General features: G+C 41.5%; 13 protein-coding genes. 5 read left to right on the top strand and 8 right to left on the bottom strand.

What is annotated here, in order from left to right; genetic code table 11:
• Positions 1-30 precede the first annotated feature (30 nt).
• The 6 genes from ABIB39_RS13645 to ABIB39_RS13620 form a co-directional block, all read right to left on the bottom strand.
• A complete protein-coding gene (locus ABIB39_RS13645) occupies positions 31-285 on the bottom strand; it encodes a hypothetical protein (RefSeq protein WP_354430713.1) in 255 nt (84 codons plus the stop codon).
• A gap of 185 nt (positions 286-470) precedes the next feature.
• Positions 471-734, bottom strand: a complete 264-nt coding sequence (locus tag ABIB39_RS13640) for a hypothetical protein (protein WP_354430712.1) — start codon at positions 732-734, stop codon at positions 471-473.
• Between the two features lie 83 nt (positions 735-817).
• The gene (locus ABIB39_RS13635) at positions 818-1,003 is read right to left on the bottom strand and encodes a hypothetical protein (RefSeq protein ID WP_354430711.1); all 186 of its coding nucleotides are present in this window, start codon (positions 1,001-1,003) and stop codon (positions 818-820) included.
• 26 nt (positions 1,004-1,029) lie between these two features.
• Complete coding sequence (locus ABIB39_RS13630; RefSeq protein WP_354430710.1) at positions 1,030-2,676, bottom strand: DNA methyltransferase; 1,647 nt, start codon at positions 2,674-2,676, stop codon at positions 1,030-1,032.
• 292 nt (positions 2,677-2,968) lie between these two features.
• Positions 2,969-4,087, bottom strand: coding sequence for a ComEC/Rec2 family competence protein (locus ABIB39_RS13625; protein ID WP_354430709.1), 1,119 nt, complete (start codon positions 4,085-4,087; stop codon positions 2,969-2,971).
• An 81-nt stretch (positions 4,088-4,168) separates the two neighbouring features.
• Entirely contained in the window at positions 4,169-4,504 is a 336-nt protein-coding gene (locus ABIB39_RS13620) for a MerR family transcriptional regulator (protein WP_354430708.1), read from the bottom strand.
• A gap of 152 nt (positions 4,505-4,656) precedes the next feature.
• On the opposite strand from ABIB39_RS13620, the gene ABIB39_RS13615 reads away from it, so the two are divergent.
• From ABIB39_RS13615 to alaS, 4 genes are all read left to right on the top strand, one after another.
• Positions 4,657-5,541 (top strand): hypothetical protein, encoded by an 885-nt coding sequence (locus ABIB39_RS13615; RefSeq protein WP_354430707.1) that lies wholly within the window; start codon positions 4,657-4,659, stop codon positions 5,539-5,541.
• The gene (locus tag ABIB39_RS13610; protein WP_354430706.1) at positions 5,510-6,535 is read left to right on the top strand and encodes a DUF3858 domain-containing protein; all 1,026 of its coding nucleotides are present in this window, start codon (positions 5,510-5,512) and stop codon (positions 6,533-6,535) included. Before ABIB39_RS13615 ends, ABIB39_RS13610 begins: the two co-directional genes overlap by 32 nt.
• Complete coding sequence (locus tag ABIB39_RS13605) at positions 6,532-8,742, top strand: DUF3858 domain-containing protein (RefSeq protein ID WP_354430705.1); 2,211 nt, start codon at positions 6,532-6,534, stop codon at positions 8,740-8,742. Before ABIB39_RS13610 ends, ABIB39_RS13605 begins: the two co-directional genes overlap by 4 nt.
• A gap of 124 nt (positions 8,743-8,866) precedes the next feature.
• The gene (gene alaS / locus ABIB39_RS13600) at positions 8,867-11,620 is read left to right on the top strand and encodes an alanine--tRNA ligase (protein WP_354430704.1); all 2,754 of its coding nucleotides are present in this window, start codon (positions 8,867-8,869) and stop codon (positions 11,618-11,620) included.
• 136 nt (positions 11,621-11,756) lie between these two features.
• On the opposite strand, the gene ABIB39_RS13595 is transcribed toward alaS, so the two are convergent.
• Both ABIB39_RS13595 and ABIB39_RS13590 read right to left on the bottom strand, forming a co-directional pair.
• Positions 11,757-12,236, bottom strand: coding sequence for a hypothetical protein (locus ABIB39_RS13595; protein WP_354430703.1), 480 nt, complete (start codon positions 12,234-12,236; stop codon positions 11,757-11,759).
• Between the two features lie 171 nt (positions 12,237-12,407).
• Positions 12,408-13,079 carry a hypothetical protein gene (locus ABIB39_RS13590; RefSeq protein ID WP_354430702.1) on the bottom strand — a complete coding sequence of 224 codons (672 nt, stop codon included), beginning with the start codon at positions 13,077-13,079 and terminating at the stop codon, positions 12,408-12,410.
• Between the two features lie 180 nt (positions 13,080-13,259).
• On the opposite strand from ABIB39_RS13590, the gene gatB reads away from it, so the two are divergent.
• The gene (gene gatB, locus ABIB39_RS13585) at positions 13,260-14,729 is read left to right on the top strand and encodes an Asp-tRNA(Asn)/Glu-tRNA(Gln) amidotransferase subunit GatB (RefSeq protein ID WP_354430701.1); all 1,470 of its coding nucleotides are present in this window, start codon (positions 13,260-13,262) and stop codon (positions 14,727-14,729) included.
• Positions 14,730-14,731 lie beyond the last annotated feature (2 nt).

Genomic DNA, 14,731 nt, shown 5'->3' with positions numbered 1-14,731 from the left:
CGAGAGAATAGAAGCCTGATACTTGAGATTTTAAATTTTGGTAAGTAGATAACCTCCTTCTACTTTAGAGATGGATAAGGTTTTAACTTCTTTACCTTTAGAATACTTGGCATAATAGTAAGCCGGAATCGAGGTCTTTAAAGGAAATTCGGCTAACGTTATCATTAAGCTTTCATTTTTTTTCAATCCTTCTATTTCGGTTGCAAATAGTATAGGTTTGTTAGCTCCACCTTTTCTTGACTCTAATAATAATTTTGTTTCTTTTTCGGATTTAATTGTTGGCATGATTTCTTTTTTTTAGTTATTAACTTATTGATTATAAGCCAATAGTAAGGATGTTTTTTATTCCGTGCCGCATGATTAAATAAAAAAGATGCCCACATTCTTATTAGGATAAGGAGTTTATTAATTATTTAGCTCAATAAAGGGTTCTCTTTATTTAAGTCTACTGGAAGTTTTTATGTTTATTATTATTTGTTCAAGTAATGTATCCGCTGATACAACCCAAGTGGATTCTTTTTAGACTTATAGAAATTGTATTGCATTGATTTCGCAATTGATAACTTGGCCATACCGTTTCTATTGACAACGGTCGGCTTTGAAGCGATATAAAGGATGCCTGATTGAGGCCACATCACTTGCAAATAAAGATCTCCGTTTTCAATAAGTTTAGGTGAATTTTCAGAGTTTGATGGTAAGAAATCTACTTTTGTGTCTTTTGAAATATCTGTCATATTATCTTTTAAATTTGTTTGTTATCATGATGCCCATTTTTTCGACTGGGATATCTTATTATAATGATAGTTATATCATGTGGTTAGATGAAGGTATCATAACATAGAATTTGAAGGTCTCTATTTTTAACGGACTCATCCACGAGCATATATGCCTTATTAAATTCAGCATCATCAAATTCCCGTTGTAGCCGTATTATATCTTCACTTAATTCTAACCCGTCTTGCCCAACTAACATATCATCAAAATAAAAGTGGATATCTTTCATGTCTTAATTATTTATTGTAATTAATTTTAAGCTGCATTTTTAATAGCAGCGTAATTGTTTTGAGTAAACTGTTTAATACTCAAATCAAAATTGTCAGGGTTAAGTTCTATACCGATATAATTTCTATCCAAAGCCAAAGCGGCAACACCAGTAGTACCCGACCCACTAAAAATGTCGAGTACTACGTCTCCAGGGCGTGAGGTTAATAGAATTGGAATGATAGGTAAGTACGTAGGCATAAGTGCTGGATGATCTTTAGTACTATCAAGTTTTTTGCATTCCTTTTGGCGCATCGAGGCATTATGACCTTTGATCACATTTTCAACATTCTGTCCATCCATAAAATCCTTTAGTTTAAAATATGGTTTAGTTAAAGTATAACCACTTTTCTTTTTGCCAGTCTCTTTAGTGTTACGGTCATTCGGAGCAGATACAATTTTAATTTCACTATCATTCCATACCTTAAATTCATTATAGTAATATGATTTTGTGTCAAGTACCAAGTGAAATATTTTTTCACAAGTTGGTTTCAATCTTTTATCGTTTGAGTTTGGAATTGAATTGGTTTTAGCCCATACGATTTCGTTTATTAATTTCCAGCCCTCTTTTTCAACCAAAGCCAGTACTACTTTTGTAGGAACCATCTGGGCGCATCCGTCTTCGTACGACTCACCAATGTTTAAGAAGAATGAACCATCTTTTTTAAGTACCTTTTTAACATCTCTTAAATGGTTAAGTAGATTTTTAACATATTCGTCAACTGAATTCTCTAATCCCAATTCATCTGGCCCATTAGAATAATTCCTTAGGCCCGAATATGGCGGGCTAGTGAAAACAACCTGTAAGCTCTCCGGTTCAATCACAGACAGGTCAATACAAGATTGATTATAAAGTCTAACATTTTCTGTAATAAATGGTCGTCTTCTGTCAGCAACTGGTAGCGATACAACTGTCGCATTTTCATTATTTGTCTCCTTTTTAGGAGCTAAAAATGAAGTTAATCGAGGCTCTATAACATTACTCAAGGAGATAATTTTTCCAACTATTTTTTGAGCTGCTAACGTTGGTTTGACAGATTCCATCATTGAATGGGTTCTGTCAATCGAAATATCTTTTGTGATCATGTTTTCGATTAAAGCAACTTCTTTGTGTGCTGGAGAGATCTTTTCAAATTCAACAATTGCAAATAGTTTTCTCAACGATGATTCAGAAATTCCTCCTATAACCCGAGCCGCTTTATCGAACCGGTTACCTTTACCCAAAACATTATCATACTCTTTTAACAAGTCATTTCGCTTGCCTTGGTTCTTACCTATAAGTTCAAGTAATATTTCAGCCTCGTTTATTTTTTCTGTCAATGTTTTTGTTCTGTGTTGATTACTGAACACAGTTACAAGAGCTTCATTTGAATTGTCAGTGTCAACAATTATCACATCCAAAAACTCAATACCTGCATTTAAAGCAGCTTTGAATCTACGCCCACCAGAACGAATTCTCATTTGAGAATCAGCGGTAACAGGCTGTAATTGCCCCACTTCTAACATAGACCGACCCAGTTCTTCAATCGCATCTACATCACTATAAGTGTAGATTGTAGATAGTACTGGGTGAATTGATAAGTCAGATGTTTTTACTTTAACTACTGCGTTTGATTGAATGTAAGATGTTTTCATGTTCTAAATTTTTGAACACTCACTTGTTGTAATTTAAAGTAAGTGTGATTAAAAAAATAGAAGTAGGGATTTGCATGGTCAAGCCGTGCCGAGAGTTCTTCTTTTATATCTCGAAATCACACAGTGAACAGCGCTATTTAATGTGTGATTATGTATATGTCTTTCGACGATACAAAGATAGATTGAGTATATGAATTTGACAATAGGGATAAATTGAGACACCATTTTTTGAAGACACCATGTCGAGACACCACAAGAATGTTACAAATCAAGTGTTTTAATATAGAGTTAGTTAACCGATTTTTACAGTTAAATATACATGTTGGAAACCAACATCCGACACCAAAAAAGGATCGTAAAACAACAGCCCGAAGGCCGATGCGGCCAACAGGTTTAACGTGTTGATGTACTTGCTGTAGGTTTTGCCCGTTATCACCAGGCTGATCATCACCGCTGCCCTGCAAACAGCTGGCGACAAGCCAGTAAGTAAAGCATACACCCAGATCAACACGATAATCAATACCGCTTTCAAGATCTTGCCCCGTCGTGTAGTACCGAGAAAGCTTAGTGCCCAGCCCAACAGCAAATAAATAATAGCCACATGCCCGCCCGAAACCGACAGGATATGAATAGTGCCTGTTTTAGAATAAGCCTGCAATACATCATTACTCAAGTCGGCCTTGTAGCCCAGTATTAAGGTTGATGCAACCGCGATGGCCGTGGTGTCGTGCATGTTGCGCTTAAACTTATCTACCAGGTTCTGCCTGATGCGAAGCGCATGCACAATTAACGGATTAGCTTGCCCGGCGGTAATAACTTTATATTGGCCCGGATAAAAAAATGCCTGGTAGTGCACGTTCTTATTAGCCAGGTACTGCTTGTAATTAAATTCGCCGGGGTTAAACGGCGGGTCGACCGATGTGTAATTTGCCTGTATAAGCAAGGCTTCACCATAAAACAGATTCTTAGCCAGTTCGTCCTTAATAGTGATGAGCAAAGTGCCGCTGGATTTGACAGATCTACCGCTATCTATCACCTGCCTGATCTCCGCCGTAAAGCGCACAACGCTATCTTTTACTTTCGGCTCAGACGTAATTATGGCCACCAGTTTTTGGGCTTTGGCTTTCGAGAAATGGCTTGCTTTGCCAAGTTCATTATGATCTGTTGTGACAAACCACCCCAGCAAAAACAATATTGGATATAGCAGCAACCCGCCAAGCCAGCGTGCCTTGTAGATGCGTAGCGGTTTATAGGCTAAATTAAGACTGATAAATAATAGCGTTAATGCTATCAGCCCTGCTAAAATGTAATTGTTGGATGTATCTAAAAAGAAAAACCCGCCGGTGATGCCTGCTAAAAAGGGTAAGAGTAATACAACAACGGGGATCTCGCCCTTGTGCTTAGCAATCATGGGTTTATTAATCAGCCCCTTTTAGTTAAGCCCTCTCCTTCGGGGGGAGGGTTTTGGTGGGCCGGAATAAAAATAGAATAATTACAGTTGGTCGCGCACTTCCAGCAGGAATTTTTTCATACTCTCGAGCGAATCTATCACACGCTGGTTATCGCGGGTATCGCCCATGTTGGTCTTCAGATGGTCTTTAGCGCCTTGCAGGGTGTAGCCTTTGTCGTTTATGAGGTGGAAGATGATCTTGAAATTTTCTAAATCCTCGGGTGTAAAATAGCGGTTGCCTTTTTTGTTCTTTTTAGGCGTCAGTAAATCAAATTCTTTCTCGTAAAAACGTATCAATGATTGATTTACCTCAAACATGGCCGAAACTTCGCCCATTGTATAATACATCTTGCTGATCTCGCGGTCTTTGTAAGGCATATGCAAATGTAAAGTTTTAGTAGGTAAGTCTGCAAGTGCTGAAGGTGTAAATTATTTAATTATATGGGCATAAACGCAACCTTAAGTGGCTGTATTTCAAAAAGCTATTTAGCAAAATCAGAAAAAATGTTATTTTAGTAACCTAATTAATTATGATTAAATCCTTTATTCTGTGTGCAATAGGCATGTTTTGTGTCAAAATTGCCTTTGGCGATACGGCCGATTCTGCTGTAACTATTAATTCGGCGGCAGAAAGCTATCAGTTTATTTACAACACCAAAACCGGATCGGTAGAGGTTAAGCAAAAGCTTACCACCACCTACATCGCTAATAATTTCCAGGCCACTATCCCAGTTGTACAAGGCTACAACAATCACTTTGCCATTAACAATGTCGAATGTAAAGTTGACGGGCGTACGCCGTTCGGCTTTAAACCAACATACTCCTACTACGGTGGCGAGGATATTTTTTACTCCGATCAAAAGATCTGTTATTTCCCTTTAACCATACCTAAAAAGGGTGGGTTTGGGGTAGTTACTTTTGACCAAACTGTTAATGATCCGCGTTATTTTACCAGCATCGGTTTTTCTGAAAGCTACCCGGTAAACCAAAAGCAGATAGTGGTAAAGGTTCCGCGCTGGATGAAACTGGAGCTAAAGGAGTATAACTTTAACGGATTTAACATTGTAAAAACCACGCAATACATTAGCGGCGAAGATGCAGATGTATTTACTTACACCATCAAAAATTTGCCGGCTACCAAACAGGAAAGTAATAGCCCCGGCCCAACATACATTTACCCGCATCTAATGGTGCTTTGCAAATCGGCAATTGCCGGTGGTAAAACCTTTACGTATTTTAACACACTTGACGATCAGTACAAATGGTACCACAGCCTCATTAAAAACAACGTGGCCGACCAGGCCGCAATAACAGCTAAGGCAAAAGAAACTTACCGGCGGCTTAAATACCGACATAGAAAAGATAAAGGCTATATTTTACTACGTGCAGGACAATATCAGGTATATCGCTTTTGAAGATGGGATGGCTGGTTTTAAACCGGAGAACGCAGACGAGGTGCTGCGCAAAAAGTATGGGGATTGTAAAGGGATGGCTAACCTCACAAAGGCTTTGCTTACTGCGTCTGGGTACGATGCAAGGCTTTGCTGGCTGGGTACAAAACACATCGCTTACGATTACCAAACACCTTCCCTTGCGGTAGATAACCACATGATATGTGCCCTTAATTACAAGGCAAAAACTTACTTTTTAGATGCTACAGAAAGCTACCTTGGTTTTGATGAATATGCCGAGCGCATCCAGGGCAGGCAGGTATTGATCGAAGATGGTGAAAAATACATATTATCCAAAGTCCCCACTGCGCTATCCGGGCAAAATGCAAACATCCAAACTGCAAAATTGGCCATTAGTGGCGGAGCGTTGGCCGGCACTGTCAACTATGTGTGGAAGGGTGAGGATAAGGAAGAAATCCTATCCGGCATAAACAGTATTAAGCGTGAAAAGACCGAAGATGCCATGATCAGATTCTTATCCGGCGATAATAATGATTACAACGTAACCGGCCTTGCCTTATCAGGCACAAGTAATCCCGATAAAGATCTGGTTGCTAATTATGCCGTGACCACCAAAAATGGCATCTCATTATTCAGCAAAACTTATTACATAGATTTGGATAATACCAAGGAGTTTATGAACGGTACAATTAAAACCGATGAGCGCAAACAAGATTATTGGTTTAGCCATAAACAAAACCTAACGCATACCGCAGAGCTTGCTATCCCACAGGGATATAAAGTTGCTTCGCTGCCTGCCGCTTTAAACTTAGTAAACGCCAACTACGAATTTCATGTGCAGTATGCATCCACTGCCGATAAGGTCACTTATAAAAAAAGCATCATTATCAAAAACACCTACCTGCCAAAAACAAGCTTTGCCCAATGGAACGCAGATGTTGAACAACTGATGAAAACATATAACGACGCCCTTACCATAAAACCTATTTCTGAATGAAAAAACCTTTACTCTTATTATCACTTTTAATTACGGTTTGCAGTACCGTTTATGCGCAAACCTATGATGAAAAAGCCGCCGAGATCCAAAAAACGGTATGGGGCGTAGCTTCTCCCGAGTTTGCCTTGAAAGAAGTGCCTGCCAAATACGCAAACGAAAGCGCGGTGATACTCGCGCAATCATATAACATCCAGCGCACATCTAATCTTAAGTTCAAATTTATGATTATAACGGCCGGTATTGCCAACCGGGTTACACGGGTTTCAACCCTGCACGAACGTGTTAAGATCAACGATAAATCGGCATTGGAGCGTTACACAACCCTCGAGTATCAAAAAAAACTGGACAAAAGCACTTCGTTCTTAATTGCCAAGATGAACGATGTGCATAATACATATATCGGTGCCAAAATAATTAAACCCAACGGCCAGGAAAACGTGGTTAATACCGGCGAAGAAGTACTGTTGAAAAATACCGGTAAAGACCAAAAAGGCAAACTTGCGATTCCGGGCCTGCAGGTTGGCGATATATTGGATTACTACATCAGCAGCAACGATCTGTCCGAAAACGCAATGGAAGATTCTTACAAAAAGAACGACCAGGTTTACGTGTTGGCAGATGAGTACCCCATACTTAATTATTCGCTTTATTTTCAATTCAACAGCAAAACATCGGTTTATTACATCCCTGCAAATGGCGCCCCAAGGCTGGAGGAAAGTGTTTTACCCAACGGCGATCTGGTGTTTAAAATGAACAAGAAAGAACTGCCAAAATATCAAAGCCAAAAATGGGTGTCGGTTTACCGCCAATACCCTTATATTGAAATAAGCAGCGCTGCCAAATCAAAAATGATGACCATGAATAACCCTGCTGCAAGGGCAGGGGGCATCACCGATAACAAAAACCTTTTCCAAACCTATTTTAGCGAGGTAAATAACCCTATTGACGAAGAGCCCAGGAAAATAATGAAGGATTATTTCGACAGTAAAAAAAACCTGAAGGCCGCACCGCTTGATAGTTCGATGAAGGTGTTATACGATGCCTGGAAACTGCGCGTGTTTGGCAATTTTGATAAGGACGATGTCGATAATTTAAAAGGCCTGAACTACCGCACTGCGAAAGGTACTATAGCGACCATTAACATGAGCCGTATTTTAACAGAAATGGATATTGTACATGAGGTGTTGCTGGTATCATCCCGCAATACCAGTTCCCTGGATAATGTTTACAATTTTTCTGACATGGATGCTCTTATCCGGATCTATAACGGTAACAAGCCACTGTATATGTGTTTTGACGATGCCTTAACCCACTTTAACGAGATCCCGGCGAAATTTCAGGGCGAGAAGGCCATCAGCCTGGTGCCTAAGCGTAAAAACGCGTCTAAATATGTGTTTGATGAAACGAGCACAACCATCGCTGTTGTTGCTGCCGATAAAAACCATGTTGAAGAAAGAGTAGATGTTTCGCTACTTGCAGATATGCAAAAATTAAAAGTGCAGCGCTCGGTTAAACAAACCGGCTATATGCGCCACGACGACCAAAAGAGTTTATTAAGCGCTATGGATATTGATAACGGCCTGATGCAGCTCGTAAAAGGCGAACCGCTTGCAAAGCGCCTGTCAAAAAATTATGAAACCAAAAAATCAGCTGATGCGTTTTTGAGCGGCATGGGTAAATCGCAGGCGGAGATACGTAAAAGTTTTATGGACGAAGCCGGAAGCCAGTTTGGGCAGGAGCCATTGCAAATTAGCGATTATAAGGTGATAAACCCCGCGCTTGAGAATAGCAGCCCTGTGTTTGAGTTTGCCTCAACCGTTACCCTTAACAACATGGTAAAAAAAGCAGGTAATAGTTATATTATAGATGCAGGGAAACTTACAGGTAGCTTTATGCAGCTTGAGGAGAAAGATAGGAAACGCACACTTGATATTTACATGCCTGCTGCACGCAGTCTAAAATACACTATAAACTTAGCTATTCCGCAAGGATATAAGATAAAAGGGGTAGAAGAACTTAATACTAAAAAGGCAAACAAAACAGGCTTGTTCACATCAACAGCTACCGTTAACGGCAATTTGCTAACTATAGTGGTTAACCGCGTTTACGCCAACAACTTTGAGAAAGCCGCCGATTGGCCATTAGTTGCTGAAGTGGTAGATGCCGCCTTTGCCCTCAATAATTTAAAAGTTTTGCTGGAGAAATAAGCCGGTGGCGTTTAGATAAGAAAAGGCGATGATAAATTCATCGCCTTTTCTGTTTTTTACTCAGTTCCTTTTATTCCAAAATTCTATTAATTCGGGTTCAGACAATTTTTTACCTTTGCACACTATGACCGCTAAAGAAATACGCCAGGCTTTTCTTGATTTTTTCGCTTCTAAAGGCCACATTATTGTGCCAAGCGCACCTATTGTTGTAAAAAACGACCCAACCTTGATGTTCACCAACGCAGGGATGAACCAGTTTAAAGATGTGTTTTTGGGCGAAGCGCCTGCTAAAGCCCCGCGCGTTGCCGATACCCAACGCTGCCTGCGTGTTAGCGGCAAGCATAACGACCTGGAAGAGGTGGGTATAGATACCTATCACCACACCATGTTCGAAATGCTGGGCAACTGGAGCTTTGGCGATTACTTTAAAAAAGAAGCGATTGCCTGGAGTTGGGAACTGCTTACCCAAGTTTACAAGCTTGATACAAGCCGCATATATGTTACTTACTTTGAAGGTGACGATAAAGAGGGCCTTGAAAAAGATACCGATACTTACGACCTGTGGAAACAGTTTGTACCCGAAGACCGCATTTTGCCGGGCAATAAAAAAGATAATTTTTGGGAAATGGGCGAAACAGGCCCCTGCGGACCGTGTTCGGAGATCCATTTTGACAGTCGCCCGGATAATGAGCGTTCCGAAGTTAGCGGTGCTATTTTAGTAAATGCCGACCATGACCAGGTGATAGAGATCTGGAATAACGTTTTTATGCAGTTTAACAGGTTGAAGGATGGCTCGTTACAGCCATTGCCAAACAAGCATGTAGATACCGGGATGGGCTTTGAACGTTTGGTGCGTGTGCTGCAGGGCAAAACCTCTAATTACGATACGGATGTTTTCCAGCCGATGATCCAGTTCATCGCGAAAAAAAGCGGTAAAAAATACAACAGTGCCGCCAAACCCGGTGATGCCGATTGGAACGATGCCGTAGCTATGCGCGTATTGGCAGATCATATCCGTGCCATTAGTTTTGCTATTGCAGACGGGCAGTTGCCTGCAAGCAATAAGGCCGGATACGTCATCCGCAGGATACTACGCCGCGCGGTACGTTACAGCTACCAAACATTAGATTTTAAAGAACCATTTTTTAACGAATTAGTGCCATTGCTGGCCGAACAATTTAAAGGTGTTTTCGATGAATTATATGCGCAGAAAGATTTTATACAGAAGGTGATTTTGGAGGAAGAGGTTTCTTTCTTGAGGACGTTATCTGCTGGTATAAAAAGATTTGAAGAATATCAAACAGTAAATTTTTACAATCAGGTTTTTTCAATTGATCCAACTGCTACACCTCAAGAGATAGAAAATAAAGTATTTTCTGGAGAATTTGCTTTCGAACTTTCGGACACCTATGGTTTTCCAATTGATTTAACAGAATTAATGGCAAGAGAAAAGGGCTGGGTAGTTGATATCGGGGCCTACAATCAAGCCCTTCAAGGCCAAAAACTCCGTTCTCGTGCTGCTACAGCGGTAAGCGCCGGTGATTGGGTAGTACTTAGAGCTGGCGATAATACCGAGTTTGTGGGTTACGATGAAATGTACACCGATTGCGAGATCTTGAAATACCGCAAGGTAACCGCGCAGGGTAAAGAGCAATACCAAATCGTGCTTAACCGTACGCCGTTTTACGCAGAAGGTGGCGGCCAGGTAGGCGATACCGGTAACCTCATGAGCGAATGGTACGACGAAACCAAGGGCAACCTGGGATTCGAAGTAAACGATACAAAAAAAGAGAACGGCCTGATAATTCATTATGCAAACCTGCTGCCGTATTACTCGGTAGAAGCAAATGAATATAAAGAATGGGAATTGCCAAACCCTATGCCAACCCGTTTCCAGGCTGCCATCCATATGGGGAACCGTATCATGACCAATGCCAACCACTCGGCTACGCACTTGCTGCATGCCGCGTTGAAGGAAACTTTGGGCGAACACGTAAACCAAAAAGGCTCATTGGTAAACCCGGATCAGCTGCGTTTCGATTTTTCGCACTTCCAGAAAGTTACCGATGATGATATAGAAGTATTAGAGCGCATCGTAAACCAAAGAGTACGCGAAGCTATCCCATTAAAAGAAGAACGCAGTGTGCGTTATGACGATGCCATTGCCAGCGGCGTTACCGCCCTGTTCGGCGAAAAATATGGCGACCGGGTACGCGTAATAACCTTTGATGATAAATTTAGCAAGGAACTTTGCGGTGGCACACACGTGCAAAACACTGCGGAAATTGGCTTCTTTAAAATAACAGGCGAAAGTGCTGTTGCCGCGGGTGTTCGCCGTATCGAGGCCATCACCAGCTATCATTCGCAAGATTATATCCAGAACCAGGCAAGGCAGATCAAAGGCCTAAAAGAGCTCCTTAAAAACCCTGCGGATCTTTCTAAAAGCATCGAAAGCCTGATAGAGGATAATAACCGTATGAAAAAGGAACTGGAAAAAGCGGTACTGATGAAAGCATCAGGCTTAAAAGACCAGTTGGCTAAAACCGCCGAAGATATCAACGGCATCAACTTCATCGCCCAAAGGGTGGAATTACCAACTGCCGATGCCGTTAAAACCTTGGCTTACCACCTTAAAGATATCGTTCCTAACCTGTTCCTGGTACTGGCTGCAGATATTAACGGTAAACCAAGTATCACGGTAATGATAGATGAGGCTTTGGTAAAAGATAAAGGCCTGCATGCAGGTAACATTGTAAAAGAGTTAGCTAAAGAAGTTAAAGGTGGGGGCGGCGGTCAGCCATTCTTCGCTACTGCCGGCGGCAGCGATGTTAGCGGTATTGATAATGCTTTGGCAAAAGCCAAAAGCTTTGTGCAATAAGCCAGATTATCTCCGCGCGCCATTGCTGTGACGGGTGGGATTTATGTTCGGGCAGGCTGCCTTGTAGGAAATGCAAACTCTATAAAACAGATAGACAGCTCATAAAGCGGTCTTTCTGTTTTATAGAGGAGTTTATTTAGTGTTTCCCGTGGCCTTTTCCGTTCCCGTGTCCATTGCCATGTCCGTTTCCGTTGTTGCTTTTTACCTTAACGTATTTTACTTTATTGTGTGCGTTGTAAGAGTTACCGCGTATCACAACCTTTTCCTTTGAGCCCTTATATTTGCCGTAACGCACGCGGTCGGTTTCAAAATAAGTATAAGCCCTTGGCCTGTTTACCGCAACTTTATAACCATTATCAAGTCTGTAGTCGCTGTATCTTGCCGGCAGGGAGCTTCTCCAAACCCAGCGGCCACCGTCTAAGTAAACAAATTGTTTCTTGGGTGCATAGTAATAGCTTTCTACATCCGGCAGGTAATAGTAATTTACATTTGAATACTCTGCGGGAGGTGTCCAGCTGCCGATGTTTAAATTGACACTTATTTGTGCTTTAGCTGTATTAACGGATGCTGCAAGTATAAAAAGGCTTGCAAACACCCCTAAGATTAACTTTTTCATGATTTCTTCAAATAAAATTTAAGTGTGCATTAATAGGTACAAACTATAGACATATAAATGTTGCAAATGTTTAATTACCTCGATAATTACACAAACGCCTAATTGGCCAAAAGGGTGCATAATAAAAAAGACAGCTTTAATGGCGGTCTTTTTTATTATATGAAATTTTGGTTAATGCTTGCCGCGTCCATGGCCGCCACCACCTTCATGATGCGCCGCCGGGCGGCTAACGCGGGTAACAGTCCTCACATTTGTGCGCGATGGCCTGTTTACAACACGGGTGTGGTTCACAACGCGTGCCGGGCGGTTAACAACCCTTGTATGGTTTACAACCCTTGTTGGCCTGTTAACGTATCTTGTATGGTTTACAACCCTTGCCGGCCTGTTAACATATCTTGTATGGTTTACTACCCTTACCGGGCGGTTAACGTAGTGGTTGCGGTTTACTACTACAGTACGCGGGCGGTAATACCTATCGCGCACAATTACGTTTTTAACACCCCGGTAACGGGCATAACGTGTCCTGTCGTAACTATAATAGCGATATGGGTTTGGCCTGTAAACAGCCACTTTGTAACCATCGTTAATATTGTAATAATTATAACGTGCGGGCAAATTATTTCTCCATACCCAGTTGTTGCCGTTAAGGTAAACGTACTGGTGCGTTGGTACATAATAATAGCTGTTAACATCCGGCAGGTAATAATAATTCGCGTCAGAATATTCTGTCGGCGGGCTCCAGGTGCCCAAATTAAGGTTTACGCTTACCTGCGCTTTTGCCGGGGTTACTGATGCCGCCAGGATAAACATCCAGGCAAGCATTCCTAAAATTGTTCTTTTCATGGTATTTGTTGTAAGTGCATGTAATTCTGTATGCTAATGTAACAGACACCTCATTAAATAAAAGGTTTAACAAATTGTTTCCGCAAGCGGCATGCATTTTAAAAAATAGCTATGAAAAACATATATATAAACTATATTTGGCATGTTTCATCAATGCTGAATAACAGCTGAATATATACTATGGCAGTTCTACAAGGCGGCGTGAGTGATAAGTACGAGTTGGTTGTTGGGTTAGAGGTTCACGCGCAGTTATCTACTTTAAGTAAGGCTTTTTCATCAGATTCGGCAGCATTTGGCGCCGAACCAAACCATCATGTAAGTCCGGTTTCGCTGGGTCACCCCGGTACGTTGCCGCGCATCAATAAACGCATGGTAGAGTATGCAGTAAAAATGGGTTTGGCCTGTAATTGTTCTGTCAACCTGCAAAACACCTTCGCACGTAAAAATTACTTTTATGCAGATCTGCCCAAGGGTTTCCAAACCACGCAAGATCAGCAACCTATCTGTCTTGGTGGTGGTGTTACCGTAAAGTTGGCTGATGGCACTTCAAAAACCATTGCCATCCATCACATTCATATGGAAGATGATGCCGGGAAAAGCTCGCACGATCAGCACGATCATTATTCCCTAATTGACCTGAACAGGGCAGGGGTACCGCTTATCGAGATTGTATCTGAACCAGACCTGCGCAGTGCCGAAGAAGCCGGCCAGTTCCTGATCGAAATTCGCCGTTTACTGCGTTACCTTGATATTTGTGACGGTAACATGGAAGAAGGCAGCATGCGTTGCGATGCCAATATATCGGTACGTTTAAGGGGCGCGGCGCAATACGGCAACCGTTGCGAGGTGAAAAACCTTAACTCAATCCGCAATGTGCAGCGTGCCATTGAGCATGAATTTACCCGCCAAATCGAAGTGATAGAAGCAGGCGGCCATATCGACCAAAATACCTTAAATTTTAACGCCGATACCGGCGAAACGTCGGTACTGCGCTCAAAAGAAATGGCGAACGATTACCGCTACTTCCCGGAGCCTGATCTATTGCCTGTGCAAATCACAGAAGCTCAACTGGACGAGATCCGCAGTAAAATGCCGGCATTGCCAAATGAGTTATTCGAAAAATACACCACCAAACTTGGCCTGTCAGATTATGATGCCGCGGTAATTATTGCTGATAAGGATTTTGCCGCTTACTTTGAAGCGGTTATAAAACATACATCCAACTACAAATCGGCAGCTAACTGGGTTATGGGGGCTATACGCTCATACATCAACGATAATAGCATCAGTATAGCTAATTTTGGTCTACTGCCACAAAATTTAGCCGGGCTTATAAAACTGGTTGATAAAGGCAAAGTAAATAATTCTGTTGCCGCCCAGAAATTATTTCCCGAAATGTTGAAAGGAAATAATAAAACTGTCGACCAATTGGCTAAAGAATTGAATTTGCTGATTAGCGAAGACACCGGCGAGGTTGACGGATTTATCCGCGCGGCGATAGCAAAATACCCCGACAAGGTTTTAGAGTACCAAAAGGGTAAAAAAGGCGTTTTAGGCTTGTTTATGGGCGAAGTGATGAAGCTATCTAAAGGAAAGATAGACCCGCAAAAAACCAATCAGCTTTTGATAAAAGAATTAGAATCTAAATAAAG

The sequence above is a fragment of the Mucilaginibacter sp. UYP27 genome (genome assembly GCF_040547175.1).
Classification (GTDB): domain Bacteria; phylum Bacteroidota; class Bacteroidia; order Sphingobacteriales; family Sphingobacteriaceae; genus Mucilaginibacter.
Note: the sequence above shows the minus strand (reverse complement) of the source record. Positions and strands in the feature narration are given on the sequence as shown.